Genomic DNA, 20,630 nt, shown 5'->3' with positions numbered 1-20,630 from the left:
GCAGTCAGTGCATCGATATCGGCCCATTTTCCGTAAGATTTTCAAGGGGTTCTATTCAAATATGATCTTCGGCGCCGTGCGGGCGGTGCCTCTTCCGATCTCTGTCCACACCTTTTGTGCAATCTCCCTGTAGGATTGCGCCTGTGGGCCGTCCGGTTCGGAGACGACGATCGGCGTCCCGGCATCCGACGTTTCGCGGATCGACATGGTCAGAGGCACAGCACCCAGGAATGGCACGCCGATACGCTCCGCCTCGGCTTGCGCACCGCCATGGCCAAAAATGTCGTAGCGCTTGCCGGTATCCGGCGCGATGAAGTAGCTCATATTCTCGATCACGCCGAGGAGCGGCACCTCGACCTTGCGGAACATGGTGATGCCCTTGCGCGCATCGATGAGCGCCAGATCCTGAGGCGTGGAGACGATGACAGCACCTGCCAGAGGCACCTGTTGAGCTATCGTCAATTGTACGTCACCGGTTCCGGGTGGCATATCGAGAACCAACACGTCTAGGTCTCCCCAGACGACTTCGCGCAGCATCTGCATCAGGGCCGATTGCACCATAGGCCCGCGCCAGATCATGGCTGCTTCTTCATCCACGAGGAAACCCATGGACATGACTTTCAGGCCGTAATTTTCCATCGGCATGATGGTGCGGCCTTCGCCCTGCTTTGGTCGGCCTGATATGCCGAGAAGCCGAGGGACGGAAGGGCCGTAAATATCGGCGTCGAGAACGCCGACGCGCAAACCCAGCGCCTGCAAACCCAAAGCGAGATTGACGGCGGTGGTAGATTTTCCAACCCCACCTTTGCCGGAGGCGACCGCAATGATCGACCCGATGCCCGGAACGCCAGCCTTTGCCTGCTGCTGTGGCGCAGGTCTCGGTGCTGCCGGTGGGGCCTTTGGCGCCGGGGTATTGGAGGCGTTGCTCGGCCTGCTATTGGCGGTCAAAGCCACCACGGCTGCCTTGACGCCTGGAACCCCAAGTGTCGCCTTTTCCGCCGCAAGCCGCAGAGGCTCCAGCTCCTTGGCGTGGTCCGCGGGCACGGTAAGGGAGAAGTAGGCCTTCGAATCGCTCAGAAAGATTTCCGAGACCATGCCGAGTGCGACGATGCTTTTGTCGCTCCCTGGATAGATGACCTGCTCCAGAGCCTGCTCGATCTGTTTTTTATCCGCCTGTGCCATGCCCAACCCCATCCGCTTCAGCAAGGGTTAGATAAGGGAGCCCACGCTATTCGCCAATATCAGCGCATCGGGTTTAACAGAGAAACGCATCGCCGTGCAAATCGGCATGCGTCACAATGCGCCAAGGCCTGTCGCTACCGATACGATCTCGATCGAAAGCGCCATCAGCTTTCGTGATGAGTGGCAAAGCTCTCCGGATCGAAGATCTCACCATCGAAGAAGGTATCCGGCCCGAGAAGAAGGGGTGCGCGATCGGCGCCAACATAGACCCGCGTGTTGAGCGTTCCTTCCAGCTTCATATTCGCCGCCGGTACCGGCGCAAAGAGCGGTCGCACGGCCCTGCGGAATATGTCCGGCCGGAAGACTTCGGCAGCGGCGTCTCGAACGCTCTCAGCGGCGGCGACCTGTGGCGGGCATTCGTTCCAGCGGATCATCTGGTTGAAGAACCAGAGAGCCTGGCTTTGCCATGGGAAGTTCGCAGCATTCCCACTCACGCAGAAGAAGTCGTGGCATTCCAGCAATCGGGCGGGCGAGTGCGGGATGAAACCGGATAGCGAGGCAAGAACGTGCTCGATCTCGCAGGCAAGATAGGTGGGCGACGCTAAAAGATCGGCCAGCTCCTCTCTGTTTGCGGCGGAGGCACACCATTCGCCTGCGCGATAGAAGGCGCGAATTATCGCGTGCAGCGTCTGCTCATTCGTGTCTGCCCACTGCCTCGAAACGGCGAGCCCCTTTTCGGGGCCATTTTGCCAGATATGCGATTTGGTGGTGACGATCCGCCCCTCCCCTTCCATCGTGACCGCGCTTCCATAGGGCTCACCCACATAGAAGCCGTCGATGCTGCCGTCTCGCAGCAGGCTCGGCATGTTGGCGGGTGCCGCTTCCATGATCGTCACATCGTCTTTGCCGATCAGGCGGGTACTGGCGATGAGATAGAGAAGCTCGTAGGTCGATGTCGAGGAGGAGTGCTCCGTGGCGAAGATCAGGGGTGGCAGGTCGGCTTTTTGACGCGCCATGGCAACGCGCGAAAGCGCACGGGCAACCGATCCTGGGTCCGGGATCTTCATACCCTGCTCGACCAGATCATCATACAATAGAGAGCTGACCACGAGCGTAGAGCCGCCGGTCGCGAGAATGAAGGGAACGATGAGATCGGCTTCAACGTCAGCCGTTGGTAGAGCGAGAGCAACCGGCAACGAGACGGATAGATGTGCGCCATCGAGTTCGGCTGAAGACCACGCGCCCAGAATTTCGCGCGGTTCGTTCATTCTGATCAGTTCAAGGGCGACGCCTTCGTCGGCGGCAAAACCCTTTTCAAACGCTGCGACGAGAATAGCGCAGTCTACGGTAGGAGAAAACGCTGCCCTGAAGCGCCGTGTTCCTGCCAAATCAGTCTCCTCTTTGCCGAGAGACACAGGATCACCCACACCGCCACGGATAACAACAGGAAAAAGAAAAAATCCCTATTTTATCAAGCCGACGCGCAGTGCCTTGGCGACAGCCTGGGTCCGATTGACGGTATCGAGCTTTTTTGTCGCGCGATTGAGGTAATGATTGACGGTATGCTCGGAGAGCGTGAGAATATCGGCGATCTCGGCACTTGTTTTTCCCGCCGCAGTCCAGTTGAGGCAATCGATTTCGCGGTCGGTCAATGTGTCGCTGATTCGCGAGTCCAGGCTGCGTACATGGGCGAGATGGCCGTACACGTGTGCCGCCAGATAGAAGATTTCCGCCACCTCTGAGCGAGAGAAGGATGACTTGGCTCCCGAGAGCGACACCGCACCGCGCATGCCTGTCATATCCTGAACCGGACACCAGACCGAATTCACCATATCGAAGCGGGCAAACAGATCTTTGAACTTGTCTGCGACAACCGGGCGCAGACCATGACCCCTGAAATCTTGATTGACCACGAAAGGCGCGCTCGCCTTCTTCAGAGCACTGTAGACGTTACTGTCGACGAGAAGCCCGTCATTGTCATACTGCTGCAGCAGGTCCGCCGGCCAACTGGTGATGACGGTGCACTGTGACAGGGTCAGCGACATCTGCATGGGCAGGTTCATCACCATGAAGGCCTTCATGCCCCAGCTTTCCGTCACGCGCTTCATGAAACGGAACACATCATACTGACTTTCCAGGCACGTCAGTTCGGAGACGCTGTCTGCCCCCATAGGAGAAAATTTTTCTGGTTCGGCGACCGGCATTCGCAAGTTCTTTATAATAGGCTACATTAAGAAAGGGCCAAGAAGAAAAAGATGACTGCTATCGTTAGCAAAATACAAGTCTAACGCAAATGAAAGTTGGTACAGGTTCGTACATCGCCTTTTCCGGGTTGTAAGCCGTTGTGGAGACGAGCAAAATTCTACCTCAGGGGGTGGGTGCAAGCCGAAGTGCCGCGTCAGCGGAAATACGTCTCGCAATCTCTTTGACGAGCGGAGCCCAGCTTTCCAGTCGCTCCCTCGTCAACCGGTACGCCGGGCCGGTCACGGAGATCGCAGCATAGAGCCCCGGCCTGTTCGTCTCGATCGGGACCGCGATGCACTGGATTCCTTGCTCATGCTCTTCAAGATCGAAGCCATAGCCGTGCTCGCGTATTGTCTCGATCTCCTTCAGCAGGGCCGGTACGCTGATGATCGTGTTTGGCGTGAAAGACTTCAGCGACAGTGCCTTGACGGTTTCGAGCAACTCGTCATGCGCAAAGAGTGACAAGGCCGCCTTGCCGACGCCGGTGCAATAGAGCGGCGAGGTGCGGCCGATCTGCGAATACATCCGCACCGCGTGCTTACCGTCGATCTTGTCGAGATAGATGATTTCGGAGCCGCGAATGACGCCAAGATGGACGGATTCGCCGGTCTCTTCATGCAAGGCACGCAAGTGAGGCGCTGCTACCGAGCGCAGATCGCTCCCGCTCCAGGCTTTGGCAGCGAATTTCAGCAGCCTGATCCCGGCACTATAGGATTGATCGACGTTTTGCTCGAGAAGACCCTCTTCCACCAGATGGGACAGTTGCCTGTGCAGTGTCCCACGGGGCTGGCCGGTTTTTTTCAGGATCTCGGTAAAACGGGGCGGCTCTGGCGCCATCACCACCATCTCGAGAACGGAGATGGCTTTGCCGAGCGTGCCGGTCGAACTGTCTTTGTTTCCATCGTCACGAGAGGTGGGCACCAGATTTTCTCCGAAGACCGCACGCCTGCGCTTGACATAGCCAGCAACAGAGGGCGATTATTCCATTTAATAAAACTTAGTTCCAAATATTGGAACTTTCAACCTCTATGTTGATGTCGTCATGAACAGCCATTTCAACCCGTCACCAGAATTTTCCAACAGAGGCGTTCTAATCACCGGAGGCGGATCCGGTATCGGTGCGTCCCTAGTGGAGGCATTCGTCCGTATTGGCGCAAAGGTCGCTTTCATCGATATCGATGTGCGCGCAAGCGAAGCACTTGTCGACAAGCTTTCGCCGGGAGCCAGCACTGCACCACTTTTCTTCAAGGCAGATTTGGGGAACCAGGCTGAACTTGCGGAGGCCGTGAAATCGGCAGGGGACGCGCTCGGTGGGATCAGAGTTCTGATCAACAACGCCGCCTGGGACGACAGACACGATATCGACACCGTCACCAGCGACTATTGGGATGCGAACCAGGCCGTCAATCTGAAGCAGGTCTTCTTCGTCACGCAAGCCGCCCTCCCCTATCTGAGAAAAGAACAGGGCGCCTCCATTATCAATTTCTCGTCGATTTCCTATCTGCTCAATATGGGCGAGCTACCTGCCTATACGGCGGCCAAGGCGGGCATTATCGGATTGACGAAGAGCCTTGCAGGAAGGCTTGGGCCCGAAAACATCCGCGTCAACGCCATCCTGCCCGGGATGATCGTGACCGAGCGACAGAAGGATCTCTGGCTCACCGACGAGTCCATCACCCATACCATCAACCGACAGTGCCTCAAGCGGACTTTGACCGGTGAGGACCTCGTTGGTCCCTGCCTCTTTCTGGCTTCGGATGCCTCCGCCGCCATGACCGCACAAACAATGATTATCGATGGAGGTCTTCTATAATGTCAGATGCTGCATTCGTTGCCGTAGACTGGGGTACGACGAGCTTTCGCCTGTGGCTTTTGAGTCGGTCGGGCGATGTTCTTACCGAGCGCCGTAGTTCCGAAGGGATGACGACGGCGATGCACACGGGCTTTGCCGAGGTTCTGGCATCGCATCTTGCAGCCATCTCCGCGCCGGAAGGCCTGCCCGTGATTGTTTGCGGCATGGCAGGGGCACGGCAGGGCTGGATCGAGGCAGGCTATGTGGATGTGCCCGCCAATCTTTCCGAAGTCATGGATCGTGCGACCCGCGTTCCGGATCAGAAGAGCGATATCCGCATTCTTCCCGGTCTCGCACAAAGGGCAGAAGGTATGCCGGATGTGATGCGCGGCGAGGAAACCCAACTTCTCGGAGCGCTATCGACCGATCATCGCACCGGCGCCCCGCTCGTCTGCATGCCCGGCACCCATTCGAAATGGGTTCGCGTCAGGGATCTCAACGTCACGCAATTTTCGACCTTCATGACCGGCGAGATTTTCGATGTCGTCTCGAAGCACACGATCCTGTCCCACGCCATGGCGGACGCAGAGCCCTTCAGCGGCGATCTTCCCGCGTTCAGCAATGCGGTGATCGACATTTACAACAATCCGCAAATGGCGACGAACCGCTTCTTCACCTTGCGTTCCGGGCAATTGCTGCATGGTCTTTCTGCGACGGATGCGAAAGCCAAACTCTCCGGAACGCTGATCGGCTTGGAAATTGCCGGTGCGCATGCCAGTGCACCGCGTGATTCCTCTGTCATCCTGATCGCCTCGGGCGGTCTGGGTGAACTTTACAAGGCCGCGTTCCACGCTCTTTCCATCGACTTTATCACCATTGACGCCGATGATGCGGTTCGCCGGGGGCTTATTGCCGCTGCGACATCCATCTGGCACTGAGGAGTTTCAAGCCCGTGTACGTTCCCTTTCCCGAAATGAAATACCCGCTCGTTGCCATTTTGCGCGGCATTCGTCCTGAAGAGACCGAGGGCGTTGTTGTCGCCCTGCTTGAAAGCGGCCTTCGCGCCATCGAGATCCCCTTGAACTCGCCGGATGCGTTCCGCTCCATCGAAACCGCAGCCAAGCTTGCGCCTGCCGATGCACTGATCGGTGCCGGTACAGTCCTGACCGTCGATGACGTGGCACGGCTGGATAGCGCCGGTGGAAAACTGATGGTCAGCCCGAATGTAGATACCGACGTGATCACGGCGGCGCGCGACAAAGGCATGGTGACGATGCCGGGTGTTCTCACGCCGACCGAGGCCTTGCTCGCATTGAAAGCCGGTGCGACCGGCCTCAAATTCTTCCCCGCAAGTGTGCTAGGGCCGTCGGGCATCAATGCCATTCGCGCTATTTTGCCGAAGGACACGCTGGTCGCAGCGGTCGGCGGTGTGTCGGACAAGAACTTCTCCGATTATACGAGTGTCGGTATCAAGGCGTTTGGCCTGGGAACAAGTCTCTACAAGCCTGGTATGAGTGCAAGCGAGGCCCGCGAGCGGGCAGAGATCACCATCGAGGCTTATGACGTGGCAGTGGGAGGATAAGATATATGGCGACCAATCATCCGTTTCAGGGGAAGGTTCTCGACAGCACGCAATTGATGCTGGGTGAAGGACCAAGCTTCGATCCGATCTCCAAGCGGATCGGCTGGCTGAACATTATCGGCAAGGAGTTGCATGAACTCGACCCGGCATCGGGCGAGAAGACCGTTACGTCCCTGCCCTTCATGGCAAGCGTGGTCGCCGCCATCGATGCGGAGCAGCAGTTGCTGGGAACGGAAGATGGCCTCTTCATCCGCAACCGCTCCACGGGCGAACTTTCGCTGCATGTCGATTTCGAGCCCAACAAGCCCGGCAACCGGTCGAATGATGGCAGAGTGCATCAAAGCGGCGCGCTCTGGATCGGCACCATGGGCAAAAAGGCCGAGGATGGCGCAGGGGCGATCTATCACGTCGCCAAGGGCGTCGTAACGACGCTTTTCGACGCGATCAGCATTCCGAACGCCATCTGCTTTTCGCCGGATGGCGCGACGGCCTACTTTGTCGACACCAATGTGAACCGGTTGATGAAAGTGGCGCTCGACCCCGCAACCGGACTTCCGACCGGCACTCCGAGCATCTTCCTCGATCGATCCGAGGATGAAGGCGGCATCGATGGTGCGGTCTGCGATGCCGAGGGCAACATCTGGAACGCACGCTGGGGCGAAGGTGCTGTCGATCGCTATGATCCAACCGGCCGGCACACCGACCATTACGAGCTTCCGGCATCTAAAACGACCTGCCCGGCCTTCTTCGCCGCTTCGGCGGACCGCCTGCTGGTGACGTCCGCATGCGAAGGACTGGAAGACGACGAGATCAAGGCCAACCCAATGCACGGCGCCACATTCGATCTCGGCATTACCGTCAAGGGCAGGCTCGACGGTATTTACAAGCTGTAAGGTTTGCGAACTCAAGCATGTCGCGCAAAAGCGTGTAGCGGTTTTGCGGTGCCGACATGCGACAAAACAGGAACTTAAAGCGTCCGGAGCGATCTGAAAGACCGCGACGCGCTTCAAAAGGGCGCCATGTACATTAATGGCGTCCTCAGATTATAAGAAAATGCTTTTAGAAATCAGCTTCGCGCGATACGGCAAAGACGAAGTGGGTGCGAAGGCGGTCGTCAAAGACCCCTCGCCCCTAGAACCATCAGATCAGTTCAGATCTGCGCTGGCTACGCGATAGCTGTCGTGCAGGTAGCGGCGAGTAGAGGCGGCATCTGCCGGGCGTCCGTAGAAATATCCCTGCCCCATGGCGCAACCGAGCCCTCGCAACTTTTCGGCCTCGCTGCCATCTTCGATCCCCTCGGCGACGACCTCGAGGTCGAGACCATCGCACATGGCGACGATCGCCTTGATGATGTGCTCCGAGGGGCGGTCGGTACTGATGCGGGAAACGAAGGCACGGTCGATCTTGACCTTGTCGAAGGTGAAGTCGCGCAAGCGGCCCAGGCTGGATTGTCCGGTTCCGAAATCATCCAGAGAGATGCGCACGCCCGCATGCTGAAGCTCCGAGATAATGCGCTGCGCAGTATCCGCCGAACTCATGACCGCCGTCTCTGTAATTTCGAGCTCCAGGCGCCGGGGGTCGAGGCCGACGCGACGCAGACTGGAAAGAATATTGGCCGCTGTCGATGGGTCCATCAATTGAGCGGACGAGAGATTGAAGGAGAGAAAGAGTTCGCGCGGCCAAGACAACGCGGTTTCGGCGGCCTTTCGCAGCAGGGTCTCGGATAGCGCGTCGATAAACCCACGCTCCTCCGCCAAAGGCACGAATACATCCGGCGGCACGAAACCGAGATCCGGATCGTGCCATCGCGCCAATGCTTCGAAACCGATCACCGTGCTATCGGCCAGCCTGACAATCGGCTGGAAGTGTACGTCGATGGTGTCGCTGATGATCGCGTTTCGAAGTGCCTGCTCCAGTTGCGTGGCACGCTTCATCTCCTGGGCGATCTCGCGGGAGTAGACGGTGATCTGGCCGCGTCCGCGACGTTTCGAGCGATAGAGCGCGGTTTCCGCACTCTTCATCAAGTCCTCGAACTCCTCTCCCGCGAAGGGATGGATGGCAAAGCCGAATGAGGAAGACAGGCGCACGTTGCGATCGCCAAGATCGTAGGGTGCCGACAACACATCCTTGATCATCTGCCCGATGCGCTCTGCACCGCTGCGCTCGAAAATAAGCGGCAGGATGAAGGCGAACTCATCGCCATCGTGGCGCGTGACGATCGAGCCATCCATCATGCAAGCCTTCAAGCGATGCGCCACCTGGCAGAGAATTTCGTCTCCGGCATGCGCGCCGAACAGGTCGTTGATGGGCTTGAATCCGTCAATATTGACAATGCCGACAGCAAACGGTGCGGGATCGGCGGCCCGTTCAGCCGCCAGCAGCTTTATCTTGTCACGCAGTCGATACTTGTTGCCGAGCCCCGTGAGCGGATCGCTATACGCCATCGCCTGCAATTCATGCTGGCTGATGAGCGGAAGAGTCGGCGCGGGCGGGTTCATTCACATATCCTGTGGGCCTGTGGTGGTCGCTATTATCGGTGGCCCGCAATTAACAAAGAATATCGCCGCGAATACGAGATCCCACCACCACGAACATGTGTGCGGTCATCCATGAAGGCTGTGAGAGAAACGCGGCAGAAAACGCTTCAGCAACATATCGATTATATCCGGACTAATTGGTTTGAGCAACATTTCATCCATGCCGGCATTGAGGCAGGCACGCTGATCTCCCTCGAAAGCCAAAGGAACGACGCCGATCAAAGGTGTTCTTTCGCCCGTCGAGGATTCCAGCCTGCGGATTTGTCTAGCAACCTCAAAGCCATCGATATCCGGTAGCGTGGTATCCAGGAGCACGACCGACGGCTTTTCCGACTGGAAGAGCGCCAGCGCTTCGTTGCCGGATTGCGCCAGCCTGTACTCGATCTGAAGACCTTCCAGTATCTGCGAAAAAACGATCTGGTTGATCTTGTTGTCCTCGACGACGAGAACATCGAGCCTTGGTCGGTTGAGCGATTCGTCATCGCTGTTGATAACGACCCAATCGTCGTCCTTGCCCCTGCCCTGCTGCGTGTTTTCAAGCGAGCGAAAATGATGTGTCAGCATATTGACCAGCGAACTGCCGATCTCGAACTCATCCGCCATCATCACGCCGATGCCGAATGTCGTCGGCAGGTCCAGACATTCGAGCGGCAATTGCACGTCAACCACAACGAGGTCGATCTTGACACCCATGGATGCGGAGAGGCTCAAAAAGGCTTCCTGCTCCTGGAGGCCGACGGCGACCGCGCAATCCACACCGATCGTCGACAATCGCTTGCAGGCCGCTTGGCCCGCCTCGGCATTCGGCATGACGAGAAGGACGCGACGGCCCTTCATCACCAATGAAGCCTGGTGGTTTTCGTCATCCATGTAGGAACTGCGCAGGAAGGACAGATGCTCCAGCCCCGGGATGATACGCCTGCCATCCGGCTGGGTCACGGCAAAGGCTGTGACGTCATCCATCGTCGTCACGAGAAAATATTGACCAGGCTTGCCGACCCTGTGCTTTCTGGTGATGACGAGGATCTCGTCACCCGTCAACAGCGTGACCATTTCCGGCAGGATGGCCGGCACGCCGGTCTCAAGCACTTGCCTGTCCATCGCGTCTATGCGTGTCGCAAGCTCATCCGAATGAATATCGAAGACGTTGCGACCGAGGATCAGGTCCGGTGAGGTTTCAATCAGAGAACAGCCAGCCTTGTTGACGGCCGAGTAAATGCGGTTTTTGTCCTTCACGAAGATGGACAGTGGCAGATTGTCGAGGATTTCCTCGGTGATCTGGACGCGTTCGATGTCGGCGCGCCAATGTTCCTCGCGTCTTTTCTGCTCGGTGATATCGGCGATGGCGCAAATGCAGAAACCGGAAGGAACGCGCCGCTTGGTGAAACGCAGCCATCTGTCGCCAGGGCGCTGCTCCACCGTTTCGGACCGTTCCGCCCAATGAGCCGCAAGGCTCTTGGCGATCCACTCTTCGCGATCAACACGGTTGCCACGCGAAGACGCCTCGCCGAAGCCGGCGCGATCGTAGATTGCGCCTAAAACATCTTTCAGTCTTGCGCCAGGTGCCACCTCTGCCTTCTCGAGCGGCAGAAGCGTGAAAAGACGGTGGCTGGCAAACACAAGGTTGTCGTCACGATCATAGATGAGAATCGCTGCAGACATTGCATCGCTAATAGCGTCTAGCATCGCTGCTTGAATGGCCACGCCGTCTGGCGCTAAATCATTCATGACAATTCCCTACACACGTTTCGAGAACGCGCTCAATTCATCTTGAAAACCTGCAATAGCAATAGGCTTTGGATATAACGGGAACATGCGGGCAAAATGCTCGACAGTCCTTCGGGATCAAACAAGACGGCCCCAGCGCTTCCGTCCTGTCCTTATCAAGCATCCTGAAAAGACAAATAAATCATTCATTCAAGCAGGATCAGTGATATCGTTTCGGGATTAAAGACCTCTTAAATTTGAAAAAAGAACAATCCAGGATTGGCGAGACAGCGAGCGTGCTTTCGGTGGAGAGGTGCGATTTCTCTTTCGTTACGCCTTCGAATCCGCGACAATAGCAGCATGTCCATCAAGCAGCTTTCAGAAACCCTGATCAACCAGATCGCCGCGGGTGAAGTGATCGAGCGCCCATCGAGCGCCGCGAAAGAACTCATCGAAAACGCCATCGATGCCGGAGCGACCCGGATCGAGATCGCCACGGCTGGCGGTGGCAAAGGCCTGGTCCGCATCACCGACAATGGCTGCGGCATGTCCACGCCCGACCTCGAACTCGCGATCCGCAGGCATTGTACCTCGAAGATTTCCTCGACACTCGACGATATCCGCACGCTTGGTTTTCGAGGCGAAGCCCTCCCCTCGATCGGTTCGGTCGCCAAGCTGACGATCACCAGTCGCGCGCAAGGCGTGACCGAAGGCGCGATCATATCGGTTACCGGCGGCAAGGTCTCGACGGTGCGACCAGCGGCTGCCAATACCGGTACGATCGTCGAAGTGCGCGACCTGTTCTTCGCCACCCCGGCCCGGTTAAAATTTCTCAAGACCGAGAAGGCGGAGGCTGCCGCCATCACAGAAATCGTCAAACGCATGGCGATTGCCTTCCCGCATATCCGTTTCGTGCTCTCGGGCACGGATCGCTCGACGCTGGAATTGCCATCGACCGGGGACGACCATCTCGCCCGCATGGCGCAGATCCTTGGAGCCGAGTTCAAGGATAATGCTATCGAGATCGATGCCGTGCGAGAAGATGTCGAGCTTACCGGCTTTGCCGGCGTTCCCACCTTCAACCGGGGTAACTCCGCGCATCAATATATGTTCGTCAACGGCCGCCCGGTGCAGGACAAGCTGCTACTCTCGGCCATCAGGGGCGCCTACGCCGAAACGGTGCCGCATGGGCGATACCCGGTTGCGGTGTTGTCGCTCCGGCTCGATCCGGCGCTGGTGGATGTCAATGTGCATCCGGCGAAATCGGATGTGCGCTTTCGCGATCCCGGCCTCGTCCGAGGATTGATCGTCGGCGCGATCCGCCAGGCCCTTTCCCGCGAGGGCGACCGTGCCGCGACCACGGGTGCTTCGCAGATGATGAGCGCATTTCGGCCTGGCTACAGCCCATCGACAGTCAGACCCTTTGCCTCACAGGCCTGGACGCCTGCCAACTCCCCGTCCAGGCCGCTGGAAATGTCGGATGGGCTGGCTCTGCGCGAACCGGCGCAGTCGCAATTTATCGACATCACCATGCCGACGGCCCGGTCGGACGTCTTTCACACGGATGAAAAGTCGGTCGCTACAACCGTCGAGCCGTCGCGCTATCCACTGGGGGCAGCGCGCGCGCAGGTGCATGCCAATTACATCGTTGCCCAAACCGAGGACGGGTTGGTGATCGTCGATCAGCATGCCGCGCATGAGCGGCTCGTCTTCGAGGAGATGCGCAAGGCGCTGCACGCCAAACGGCCCGCTTCGCAGGTGCTGCTTATCCCTGAAATTGTCGATCTTCCCGAAGAGGATTGCGACCGGTTGATGGAGCATGCGGAAGGCTTCGACAAGATGGGGTTTGCCATCGAGCGTTTCGGACCAGGCGCGGTCGCGGTTCGCGAAACGCCAGCCATGCTGGGCGAGGTCAATGTTCAGGGGCTCGTTCGGCAACTGGCCGATGAGATCGCCGAATGGGATACGGCAAGCAGTCTGTCCGGCAAGCTGGAATATGTTGCCGCCACCATGGCCTGCCATGGCTCCGTCCGCTCTGGACGGCGGATGCGGCCGGAGGAGATGAATGCCCTCCTGCGGCAAATGGAAAATACGCCAGGCTCCGGCCAATGTAACCATGGCCGTCCGACCTACATCGAACTGAAGCTTACCGACATCGAAATGCTCTTCGGCAGAAGCTGAGGATACTAGAATTACAGGCTGCGTAGGAATAGAGATCGCATCCAGACATGAGAAGACCGAGGAGACGCACGCGCATGAACAGATTTGACGGTGGACAGAGGGAAGCGAAAATCGAATATCTCGATGGCGACCTGCGTATCGTCCAGACCGGCTCCTATGTGGTTTGCGCCATGACGGGCGTTCAAATTCCCGTTGATGAATTGCGCTACTGGAGCGTTGTACGCCAGGAGCCTTACGCGGATGCCGCGGCCTCCGTAGAGGCGGAAAAAAGGGCGGGCGCTCTACCGAACCAGAAGCGCGCTTGAAGCAAAAACACACAAGCCTTGATGTCCAACTCGTCATTGTGAGAGAGCCGATATGTTCGGATATGTTGCGGGGCTGCCTGCATTTCTTAGCTACTTCGCATTCGGACTGCTTGCCTATGCGGTGTTTGCCGGCATCTACACGCGGCTGACACCGCATGACGAAATGAGGCTGATACGCTCCGGCAATCTTTCCGCCACGATCGCATTTCTGGGAGCGCTTGCAGGCTTTGGCCTGCCGATGGCATCGGCGGCTGCAAACTCCGTCAACATTATCGACTTCATCATCTGGTCGATCATCGGCATCGTCGTGCAGATCCTGGCCTTCTATGTGGCGCGCGCCAGCCTGCCCGGCATTCATGAGAAGATCGGCAGAGGCGAGGTTTCCGCAGGCGTGTGGGGCGGCGGCATCGCGCTTATCATCGGCATCCTCAACGCTGCCTGCATGACCTACTGAGGAGACTTCGCATGAAAAGACGGATGCGAAGTCACGCAAGGCCGGTTCTCGCACTCGGAACGATCACGGTATCGGGGCTGGCGCTCGCAGGCTGCGGCGAACAGCCTCCCGATGCCTTCGTCTTCAAGTCGACGCAGCAATGCGTGATGAGCGGGATCGGCGCGGATGTCTGCGATGTGGCCTTTCGCGATGCGACCACCGACTACAAAGCGAACGCGCCGCGCTTTGCCAACCAGGCGAGTTGCGAAGACAGCTTCGGCAGCGGACTGTGTACTCGATCTCCACGGACAGCGCAGGATGTCGCGCCCTTCATTCCAGCACTGACCGGATTTTACTTGGCGCGCAACGTTCGCTCGGTTTCAGATTACTATGCGGATCGCAAGCGGCAGGAAGAAGACGAGGAAGCCGCAGCCAGCTCCGGCGGTGGCGGTGGCGGCGGCAGCGGCGGTTCATTTCGCTCCGGCAGCGGCTCGGCCGTTTATAAGGATCGGCAGGGCACCGCCATGGTCGCGCGAAGCCAAGGCGACCAGGCTGGCAGCAACTCCTATCGCTTCCTGAAGAATGTCAGCTACGGCGTCCCGGAAACAACCGCACGGAGCGGTTTTGGCCATTGGAGTTCGTCCAGCCATCATGGCAGTTAAATGAAACGCATCGCCCTTCCTGAAAGACCCGACTGGCGCGAACAGGCAAAGTCCGTCGGTTTCGGGTTTCATGAAATGTATGGCGAGCCATACTGGGTCGACAATGCGGCTTACCTATTCAATTACGAGCAGATCGAAGAGGACATCGAGGCGCCCTCGCAGGAACTCCATGAGATGTGCATGGACCTTGTGGCGGATGTCGTTACCAGCGAGGAGGCGCTTGAGAAGCTTCAAATTCCAGACGAGATGCGAGACGCGGTAAGGCAGTCCTGGCTTCGGGGTGACCGGCATCTCTATGGCCGGTTCGATCTTGCCTATATGGGCAAAGGTCCGGCAAAGCTTCTCGAATATAATGCCGACACGCCGACCTCGATATTCGAGAGTGCCTATTTCCAATACGACTGGTTGACCGACCAGATTGCTGCAGGCACGCTCCCCGACGACGCCGATCAGTTCAATTCTCTTCAGGAATGCCTCGTGGAGGCGTTTCGCCAGTTCCCGTCTGAGGGCGTCTTTCACTTTTCGACGCTCCTGGACAATGAAGAGGATCGCGGCACCACCACCTATCTGATGGACTGCGCCATACAGGCCGGTCATCAGGTGGAACTCATGGATATTCGCGATATCGGCGTGAATCGAACCGGCCGCTTTACCGACCTTCAGGACCGTTTGATCGAGCGCTGCTTCAAGCTCTATCCGTGGGAAGTGATGTTCAAGGAGCCTTTTTCGGTTCACCTTCCAACGGCAGGCGACGTGTTCATCGAACCTTTATGGAAGTCAGTTCTCTCCAATAAGGGCATCCTTCCGCTTCTGTGGGAGCGTCATCCAGGACACCCCAATCTTCTGCCGAGCTATTTCACCGACGATCCGCAGGCGCAAAACCTTGCCGATTACGTCAGGAAACCGCTTTTCTCGCGGGAGGGAGAGAGCGTCTCCCTGTTTGAAGACCAGCAGCTGGTTGTTGAAAACCCCGGCATCTATGGCGCTGAAGGTTACGTCGTGCAGGCGCTTGCGCCGCTTTTCGATGTCGACGATGTCCATGCCATTCTCGGAAGCTGGATCGTTGGGGACGTGGCGTGCGGCCTGAGCATTCGCGAGGACGAAAGCCGTATCACCACCAACCTCTCGCGCTTCGTGCCTCACCTTGTCGTCGATTGACGCAGAAGATGTCACTCACCTTTAACTCTTCTGGCTATCTCCGGAACCATCAAGGGGCGCTGATGTTCGGTGTGCCGTGCGATCATCAGCACCAACACTTGGGAGATACACATGGCAGAGAAACAGCTCGACGATCTTTTTTATGACACGCTGAAGGATATCTATTTTGCAGAACGCCAGATCTTGAAGGCGCTGCCCAAGATGGCGCGGGCGGCCAGCAGCGACAAGCTGAAGGCCGCATTCGAGAAGCACAAGGAAGAAACCCAGGGCCAGATCGAGCGGCTGCAGGAGATCTTCGAACTTCTCGGCAAGCGCGCTCAGGGAAAGACCTGCGAAGCAATCCAGGGCATTATCGCCGAAGGCGAAGAGATCATGGAAGACTTCAAGGGCAGCCCGGCTCTCGATGCCGGCCTCATCTCCTCGGCACAGGCTGTCGAACATTATGAGATGGCCCGCTATGGTACGCTGAGGGCATGGGCAGAGCAGCTTGGTCACAAGCAGGCAGTCCAGTTGCTGGACGCAACGTTGAAGGAAGAGACCAAGACCGACGCAGACCTGTCGTCGCTTGCAACAGCGTCTCTCAACGCATCTGGCAAGAAAGCCGCCTGACACCGGTGCAGCCATGAAAAAAGCCGGGGCATTTGCTCCGGCTTTTTTGTTTGTTGATGGGTATTGCTTGCGCTCTACCAACCTCGACTCTCGTCAAGATCGGCGAGTTGCCTTACGGCGCCTGTGTCGAAGGGTTACGATCAACACCTTCCGTCGGCGGCGTTGCGCCGGATGGCGGGTTGTTATCGAAGGTCTGGCTGCCCTGCGCGCCCGGATTGACCGTCTGGCTCGACGTTGCAGGACCCGGAGGCGGTGGCGTCTCCGTTGTCGCAGGGGCAGTGCTTTCACCCCAGATTTCCGCGGCCAGCCATACTGCCATTGCTAGAAACAGGCTGACGACAAGAATAACCAGGACCGGCTTACCCTTAAAGCCCTGACGGGTTTCGCGCGGGGTGAATGCTTTCTTCTCCACATTCGTATGCTGCATAATCTCTCTCCTCCTCGGATCAGAGCCCAACTCGTGCTTCACTGAGAGGTAAAAGAGTTGCAACGGTCGATTGTTCCTTACACTCGCTGATGCGCGTGACAGGGAAGCGCTTTATTTCTGCAAAAGACGCCGCGTCCTGCAGTTTTCGACTGCCGCATCGATCATTGTCGACGCTGCCATTGGATCGTCGAAGACCATATCGATCTCGACCACCTGGCCGCTCCAAAGAAGCTCTGCTGCTTGTCCGGGAAGGCCCGCAAGGCGCACGGCATCTTTCGCTGTCGTTACCGGCAGCAGATCAAGATCCTTCGCCTCCTTCACCATATCGGCAAGCTCGTCCTCGCTGAACTGATGATGATCGGGAAACGACCGTTCAATGACGATCTCGCCTCCCAAGGTTTCGACGGTGCGATAGAACTTGCTGGGATCGGCGATACCGGCGAAGGCCAGAACGCGCTTTCCGGCGAAGCCCGGGAGCGGGCGGGGCTCGGTCGATGCGACAAAGACCGGTTTTGCCGCGCGGGCTGCCGTTCGGATAATCCCATCCGCGGCACTTCCATCCCCGACTTTCAAAATAGCGTTGGCCTGGCGCATCTGTTCGGCCAAAGGTGCCCGCACCGGACCACCCGGCACGAGATGGCCGTTGCCAATTCCCCGTCGTGTATCGATGACAAGCAAGGCGTAATCGAGCGTCAACCTCGCGCTTTGAAAGCCGTCATCCATGATGATCAGATCGACGCCTTCCTTGACCAAACGCTCGGCGCCCTCGACGCGTTTGCGCGAAATCACCGTCGTCGCCTCGCGCGCAAGCAGGAGTGGTTCATCCCCCACGGCAGCAGAGCGATGATGATCCGGATCGACCAGCGTCGTTACGTCCAGCGTGCCGCCATAACCTCTGCTGAGGAAGCCGGGCTTCAGTCCCTTGTCGAGTGCTGCGCGTGCAATGGCAATCGCCGTTGGGGTCTTGCCCGCACCGCCCACGGTGAAGTTGCCAATGCAGATGACCGGAACAGGAACCGAGGCTCGTTTTGCCGTCTTCATGCGATGGCCCGCCACCCGGCCATAGAGATAGGAAAAGAGGCTGAGAGCCCAGGCTTCCCAGCCAGCTTTTCTCCACCAGAAGGGCGGCGCTTCCGAAACCATTGGCCTATGAATCCCAGTTACATTTTATGGTAGCAAGAGCTAAAGCATGTCGCGCAAAAGTGTCCAGCCCTTTTGTGACAAAGACATGCAACACGGTGAGGATACCGGCACAGTCGTCCGAAATCAGACGAAAGCGCGGTTCGGCAGCAGGGCTTCGAGCCCGGTAATATCATCGAAACAATAATCGCCATCGGCAGCCAGGCTCTCGCGCGATCCGGTGCCCGTGAGCACACCGATGCGCAACCCCGCCCCCGCATTGCGGCCCATATGCAGATCGTGATTATTGTCGCCTACCACCGCCACCTGCTCAGGCTTCAGGCCGGTCGCCTCGCAGAAGCCCAGCACCATGCCCGGTTGCGGCTTGACGCCATGGCCGCTGTCATAGCCTGCGACGAAATCGAGATAGACATCGAAGCCGAAGCGTTTTGCCAGTTCCCGAATGGAGGCTTCATTGTCGCTGGAAGCAACACCAAGCTTGTAACCTCTGTCCTTCAGCCGTCCAAAGAAGGCTTGCAGATCAGTCACGGCAACGGACTTGCCCGCCGCCTCGGTAAACAGCCGATCCAGCCGCTCCGTCAGAGGCTGCAGGGCGCAAGGCGATCCGGCTGCAATCAGGCCGGCTGCAATTTCCGCGGTATTGCCTGCTGCCAGCAAACTGTCCGGTTTGACATGGCCGGTGACCGGGTCCATGCCGCAGGCGAGAAGAAGACGGTCCGCAAGCTTTGCGTCGCCTTCGGCGGCAATCGCTGCCAGCTCGCGATTGACCGGACCCCAACTGGCGTCATAGCCGATCAGGGTGCCGTCCTTATCGAAGAGAACGGCGGCAATGTCGGCGGCGGACTTCATCGAATTGTTCTGGTCCAAGGCGTCAGCCCACCGCGCTGCGTGGCTGGAGCTTGGCGGACACCGTCAGCGGGTTGATATAGGGCTCGAGCGCCTTCAGCGTCAACGACAGTGCGCCGCGCATGTCCTGGATGACCCGGCCTCCGGCATCGATCATCTTGTAGCGCTCATTATCATTGGCCAACAGGTAGTGCACCGCCTTAGCCAACATCTCCACATCGCGGATGATGCGGCCAGCGCCGGAGCGCAGAAGTTTCTGATAGGCTTCGCGGAAGTTCTGCACATGGGCGCCGGACAGAACCGCACAGCCAAGCATGGCCGGCTCCAGCGGGTTCTGACCGCCTTCCGCCATCAGTGATCGCCCGACAAATGCCAGCTCCGTCAAACGGAGGTAGAGACCCATTTCCCCGATGCTGTCGCCGAGGAAGATATCGGTTTCAGGCGTGATCACATCGTTGCGGCTTCTGCGCGCCACCTTGAGGTTCATGCCCTTGAGCATGGCCTCGATCTCATCCGCCCGTTCCGGATGGCGCGGAACGATGATCGTCAACTGACCATTGCGGGATTTGATCGCGGCATGAACGGTGGCTGCCGCCTTCTCCTCACCGTCGAAGGTGGAGATCGCTGCCCAGGTCTTTCGGTTGCTGATCTGGCGCTTATAGAGGTCCAATTGCGCCTGATCGCAGGGCGGCGGATCGGTGTCGCCCTTGAGATTGCCCGACGTGATCACCGGCCATGAGCCGAGGTCTCTGAAACGTTCCGCATCCACATCCGACTGCACGACGACCAGCGCCAGCTTGCTAAACAGCGCTTCGGCAAAATCGGAATAGCGCTTCCACCGGTCGAAGGACCGGTCGGAAATGCGGGCATTGACGCGGATTTGCGGAATGTGCCGGCGCTCCAGTTCCATCATCGTGACCGGCCAAATCTCAGATTCAGCGGTGATGGCGGCGTCGGGAGCCCAATAGGTGAGAAAGCGATTGATGCAGATCTTGATGTCGAGCGGCACATATTGGTGGATGACATCGTTGCCAAGCCGTGTGCGGCTGATATCGGCCGACGTTACCGTGCCGGTGGTCAATAGCACGTGGATGTCACGCTTGCGGATTTCGCGAATGAGCGGGATCAGCGCCAGGGTTTCGCCGACACTTGCCGCATGAAACCAGACCAGCGGACCGCGCGGGCGCTCGGCACTCGAATAGCCGAACCGTTCAAGACGCCGCTGCTTATCCTCTTTGCCTTTCGCTGCCCGATAGGACAGGTAGGGCCGGGCGAAAGGATAGGCGGCCATTCCCGCCATTCTGTAACCCGACAGGGCAAAACGTGCGATCCGGCTGTTCATACGATGCTGCCCTCGATCACTCTGCGCAATGCTTTTCCCCCGATTAACGTGGCCGGCTACTTCTGATAAAAATGCGTCTTTTTTGTTATGATTGGGTCCCGGCAAAAAATTGTCGCTCAATACCCAATATATTGTGCATCCCCGACTGGGGGATGCACTACCAATATGCATGCCGGATTATAGTGGAGAACAAGTGGGTGGAAAGCCGTTATTTGCTCTCGGGGTCGAGAAGGCGGTGCATATGCACTATAAAATAGCGCATGTGGGCGTTATCGACAGTCTGCTGTGCCTTTGACTTCCAGGCGCCGAGTGCCGTCGCGTAGTCCGGGAAAATGCCGACGATATCGAGTGCTTTCAGATCGCGAAACTGCACTTCCTGGAGATTGTCGAGTTCGCCGCCAAATACGAGGTGAAGGAGCTGTTTCTTGTTATTCGCTTCGGTCATGTCCTGTCGTCTCTTCTTTCTTCTCAAAGGCGTTCAAG

21 protein-coding genes are annotated in these 20,630 nt (G+C 58.0%); 10 read left to right on the top strand and 11 right to left on the bottom strand.

Annotated features, from left to right (window positions below; genetic code table 11):
• Positions 1-51: 51 nt before the first annotated feature.
• The 4 genes from apbC to ACTJKV_RS02745 all read right to left on the bottom strand — a co-directional run bounded on the left by apbC (position 52) and on the right by ACTJKV_RS02745 (position 4,347).
• On the bottom strand, positions 52-1,182 hold the full coding sequence (apbC, locus tag ACTJKV_RS02760) for an iron-sulfur cluster carrier protein ApbC (RefSeq protein WP_274100817.1): 1,131 nt from the start codon (positions 1,180-1,182) through the stop codon (positions 52-54).
• Between the two features lie 164 nt (positions 1,183-1,346).
• Positions 1,347-2,570 (bottom strand): CmpA/NrtA family ABC transporter substrate-binding protein, encoded by a 1,224-nt coding sequence (locus tag ACTJKV_RS02755; RefSeq protein ID WP_440598424.1) that lies wholly within the window; start codon positions 2,568-2,570, stop codon positions 1,347-1,349.
• 75 nt (positions 2,571-2,645) lie between these two features.
• Entirely contained in the window at positions 2,646-3,386 is a 741-nt protein-coding gene (locus tag ACTJKV_RS02750) for a helix-turn-helix transcriptional regulator (RefSeq protein WP_062425960.1), read from the bottom strand.
• Positions 3,387-3,549: 163 nt separating this feature from the next.
• Entirely contained in the window at positions 3,550-4,347 is a 798-nt protein-coding gene (locus tag ACTJKV_RS02745) for an IclR family transcriptional regulator (protein WP_274100819.1), read from the bottom strand.
• A 121-nt stretch (positions 4,348-4,468) separates the two neighbouring features.
• On the opposite strand from ACTJKV_RS02745, the gene ACTJKV_RS02740 reads away from it, so the two are divergent.
• The 4 genes from ACTJKV_RS02740 to ACTJKV_RS02725 are packed head-to-tail and all read left to right on the top strand — an operon-like array spanning position 4,469 to position 7,693.
• A complete protein-coding gene (locus ACTJKV_RS02740; RefSeq protein ID WP_440598423.1) occupies positions 4,469-5,239 on the top strand; it encodes an SDR family NAD(P)-dependent oxidoreductase in 771 nt (256 codons plus the stop codon).
• The gene (locus tag ACTJKV_RS02735; protein ID WP_274100821.1) at positions 5,239-6,156 is read left to right on the top strand and encodes a 2-dehydro-3-deoxygalactonokinase; all 918 of its coding nucleotides are present in this window, start codon (positions 5,239-5,241) and stop codon (positions 6,154-6,156) included. Before ACTJKV_RS02740 ends, ACTJKV_RS02735 begins: the two co-directional genes overlap by 1 nt.
• Before the next feature lie 35 nt (positions 6,157-6,191).
• Complete coding sequence (locus tag ACTJKV_RS02730) at positions 6,192-6,800, top strand: 2-dehydro-3-deoxy-6-phosphogalactonate aldolase (protein WP_274101071.1); 609 nt, start codon at positions 6,192-6,194, stop codon at positions 6,798-6,800.
• A gap of 5 nt (positions 6,801-6,805) precedes the next feature.
• Positions 6,806-7,693: an SMP-30/gluconolactonase/LRE family protein gene (locus tag ACTJKV_RS02725; protein ID WP_274100822.1), complete on the top strand. Its 888-nt coding sequence runs from the start codon at positions 6,806-6,808 to the stop codon at positions 7,691-7,693.
• Positions 7,694-7,945: 252 nt separating this feature from the next.
• Here the strand turns inward: ACTJKV_RS02725 and ACTJKV_RS02720 are convergent, their stop codons facing one another.
• Positions 7,946-9,298 (bottom strand): putative bifunctional diguanylate cyclase/phosphodiesterase, encoded by a 1,353-nt coding sequence (locus ACTJKV_RS02720; protein WP_062438565.1) that lies wholly within the window; start codon positions 9,296-9,298, stop codon positions 7,946-7,948.
• A 105-nt stretch (positions 9,299-9,403) separates the two neighbouring features.
• On the bottom strand, positions 9,404-11,065 hold the full coding sequence (locus tag ACTJKV_RS02715; RefSeq protein WP_062438568.1) for a response regulator: 1,662 nt from the start codon (positions 11,063-11,065) through the stop codon (positions 9,404-9,406).
• Between the two features lie 339 nt (positions 11,066-11,404).
• On the opposite strand from ACTJKV_RS02715, the gene mutL reads away from it, so the two are divergent.
• The 6 genes from mutL to ACTJKV_RS02685 all read left to right on the top strand — a co-directional run bounded on the left by mutL (position 11,405) and on the right by ACTJKV_RS02685 (position 16,392).
• Complete coding sequence (gene mutL, locus ACTJKV_RS02710; RefSeq protein WP_274100823.1) at positions 11,405-13,225, top strand: DNA mismatch repair endonuclease MutL; 1,821 nt, start codon at positions 11,405-11,407, stop codon at positions 13,223-13,225.
• A 74-nt stretch (positions 13,226-13,299) separates the two neighbouring features.
• Positions 13,300-13,530 carry a DUF2093 domain-containing protein gene (locus ACTJKV_RS02705; RefSeq protein ID WP_062425969.1) on the top strand — a complete coding sequence of 77 codons (231 nt, stop codon included), beginning with the start codon at positions 13,300-13,302 and terminating at the stop codon, positions 13,528-13,530.
• 52 nt (positions 13,531-13,582) lie between these two features.
• Positions 13,583-13,984, top strand: coding sequence for a DUF350 domain-containing protein (locus tag ACTJKV_RS02700; RefSeq protein WP_062438573.1), 402 nt, complete (start codon positions 13,583-13,585; stop codon positions 13,982-13,984).
• Between the two features lie 11 nt (positions 13,985-13,995).
• A complete protein-coding gene (locus ACTJKV_RS02695) occupies positions 13,996-14,625 on the top strand; it encodes a DUF1190 domain-containing protein (protein ID WP_113178436.1) in 630 nt (209 codons plus the stop codon).
• Complete coding sequence (locus ACTJKV_RS02690) at positions 14,626-15,783, top strand: glutathionylspermidine synthase family protein (RefSeq protein ID WP_274100824.1); 1,158 nt, start codon at positions 14,626-14,628, stop codon at positions 15,781-15,783.
• A 111-nt stretch (positions 15,784-15,894) separates the two neighbouring features.
• Positions 15,895-16,392 carry a YciE/YciF ferroxidase family protein gene (locus tag ACTJKV_RS02685; RefSeq protein ID WP_062438578.1) on the top strand — a complete coding sequence of 166 codons (498 nt, stop codon included), beginning with the start codon at positions 15,895-15,897 and terminating at the stop codon, positions 16,390-16,392.
• A gap of 112 nt (positions 16,393-16,504) precedes the next feature.
• Here ACTJKV_RS02685 and ACTJKV_RS02680 read toward each other — a convergent pair whose 3' ends face one another.
• From ACTJKV_RS02680 to ACTJKV_RS02660, 5 genes are all read right to left on the bottom strand, one after another.
• Positions 16,505-16,819 carry a hypothetical protein gene (locus tag ACTJKV_RS02680; RefSeq protein ID WP_062425974.1) on the bottom strand — a complete coding sequence of 105 codons (315 nt, stop codon included), beginning with the start codon at positions 16,817-16,819 and terminating at the stop codon, positions 16,505-16,507.
• Positions 16,820-16,930: 111 nt separating this feature from the next.
• Positions 16,931-17,962: a tetraacyldisaccharide 4'-kinase gene (gene lpxK, locus ACTJKV_RS02675; protein WP_062425975.1), complete on the bottom strand. Its 1,032-nt coding sequence runs from the start codon at positions 17,960-17,962 to the stop codon at positions 16,931-16,933.
• Between the two features lie 123 nt (positions 17,963-18,085).
• Positions 18,086-18,808, bottom strand: a complete 723-nt coding sequence (locus ACTJKV_RS02670) for an HAD family hydrolase (RefSeq protein WP_274100825.1) — start codon at positions 18,806-18,808, stop codon at positions 18,086-18,088.
• Between the two features lie 22 nt (positions 18,809-18,830).
• A complete protein-coding gene (gene waaA / locus ACTJKV_RS02665; protein ID WP_274100826.1) occupies positions 18,831-20,147 on the bottom strand; it encodes a lipid IV(A) 3-deoxy-D-manno-octulosonic acid transferase in 1,317 nt (438 codons plus the stop codon).
• Between the two features lie 208 nt (positions 20,148-20,355).
• Positions 20,356-20,592 (bottom strand): DUF4170 domain-containing protein, encoded by a 237-nt coding sequence (locus ACTJKV_RS02660; protein ID WP_062425978.1) that lies wholly within the window; start codon positions 20,590-20,592, stop codon positions 20,356-20,358.
• Between the last annotated feature and the right edge of the window lie 38 nt (positions 20,593-20,630).

Source organism: Agrobacterium sp. 22117, from assembly GCF_052045735.1.
Classification (GTDB): domain Bacteria; phylum Pseudomonadota; class Alphaproteobacteria; order Rhizobiales; family Rhizobiaceae; genus Agrobacterium; species Agrobacterium cavarae.
This window is presented reverse-complemented; position numbering and strand designations above follow the sequence as displayed.

Excerpts from the sequence above, each read along its gene's own strand:
- apbC (WP_274100817.1), bottom strand. The coding sequence starts at position 1,182 with ATGGCACAGGCGGATAAAAAACAGATCGAGCAGGCTCTGGAGCAGGTC.
- ACTJKV_RS02750 (WP_062425960.1), bottom strand. The coding sequence starts at position 3,386 with ATGCCGGTCGCCGAACCAGAAAAATTTTCTCCTATGGGGGCAGACAGC.
- ACTJKV_RS02740 (WP_440598423.1), top strand. The coding sequence starts at position 4,469 with ATGAACAGCCATTTCAACCCGTCACCAGAATTTTCCAACAGAGGCGTT.
- ACTJKV_RS02735 (WP_274100821.1), top strand. The coding sequence starts at position 5,239 with ATGTCAGATGCTGCATTCGTTGCCGTAGACTGGGGTACGACGAGCTTT.
- ACTJKV_RS02730 (WP_274101071.1), top strand. The coding sequence starts at position 6,192 with ATGAAATACCCGCTCGTTGCCATTTTGCGCGGCATTCGTCCTGAAGAG.
- ACTJKV_RS02725 (WP_274100822.1), top strand. The coding sequence starts at position 6,806 with ATGGCGACCAATCATCCGTTTCAGGGGAAGGTTCTCGACAGCACGCAA.
- ACTJKV_RS02720 (WP_062438565.1), bottom strand. The coding sequence starts at position 9,298 with ATGAACCCGCCCGCGCCGACTCTTCCGCTCATCAGCCAGCATGAATTG.
- ACTJKV_RS02715 (WP_062438568.1), bottom strand. The coding sequence starts at position 11,065 with ATGAATGATTTAGCGCCAGACGGCGTGGCCATTCAAGCAGCGATGCTA.
- mutL (WP_274100823.1), top strand. The coding sequence starts at position 11,405 with ATGTCCATCAAGCAGCTTTCAGAAACCCTGATCAACCAGATCGCCGCG.
- ACTJKV_RS02705 (WP_062425969.1), top strand. The coding sequence starts at position 13,300 with ATGAACAGATTTGACGGTGGACAGAGGGAAGCGAAAATCGAATATCTC.
- ACTJKV_RS02700 (WP_062438573.1), top strand. The coding sequence starts at position 13,583 with ATGTTCGGATATGTTGCGGGGCTGCCTGCATTTCTTAGCTACTTCGCA.
- ACTJKV_RS02695 (WP_113178436.1), top strand. The coding sequence starts at position 13,996 with ATGAAAAGACGGATGCGAAGTCACGCAAGGCCGGTTCTCGCACTCGGA.
- ACTJKV_RS02690 (WP_274100824.1), top strand. The coding sequence starts at position 14,626 with ATGAAACGCATCGCCCTTCCTGAAAGACCCGACTGGCGCGAACAGGCA.
- ACTJKV_RS02685 (WP_062438578.1), top strand. The coding sequence starts at position 15,895 with ATGGCAGAGAAACAGCTCGACGATCTTTTTTATGACACGCTGAAGGAT.
- ACTJKV_RS02680 (WP_062425974.1), bottom strand. The coding sequence starts at position 16,819 with ATGCAGCATACGAATGTGGAGAAGAAAGCATTCACCCCGCGCGAAACC.
- lpxK (WP_062425975.1), bottom strand. The coding sequence starts at position 17,962 with ATGGTTTCGGAAGCGCCGCCCTTCTGGTGGAGAAAAGCTGGCTGGGAA.
- ACTJKV_RS02670 (WP_274100825.1), bottom strand. The coding sequence starts at position 18,808 with ATGAAGTCCGCCGCCGACATTGCCGCCGTTCTCTTCGATAAGGACGGC.
- waaA (WP_274100826.1), bottom strand. The coding sequence starts at position 20,147 with ATGAACAGCCGGATCGCACGTTTTGCCCTGTCGGGTTACAGAATGGCG.
- ACTJKV_RS02660 (WP_062425978.1), bottom strand. The coding sequence starts at position 20,592 with ATGACCGAAGCGAATAACAAGAAACAGCTCCTTCACCTCGTATTTGGC.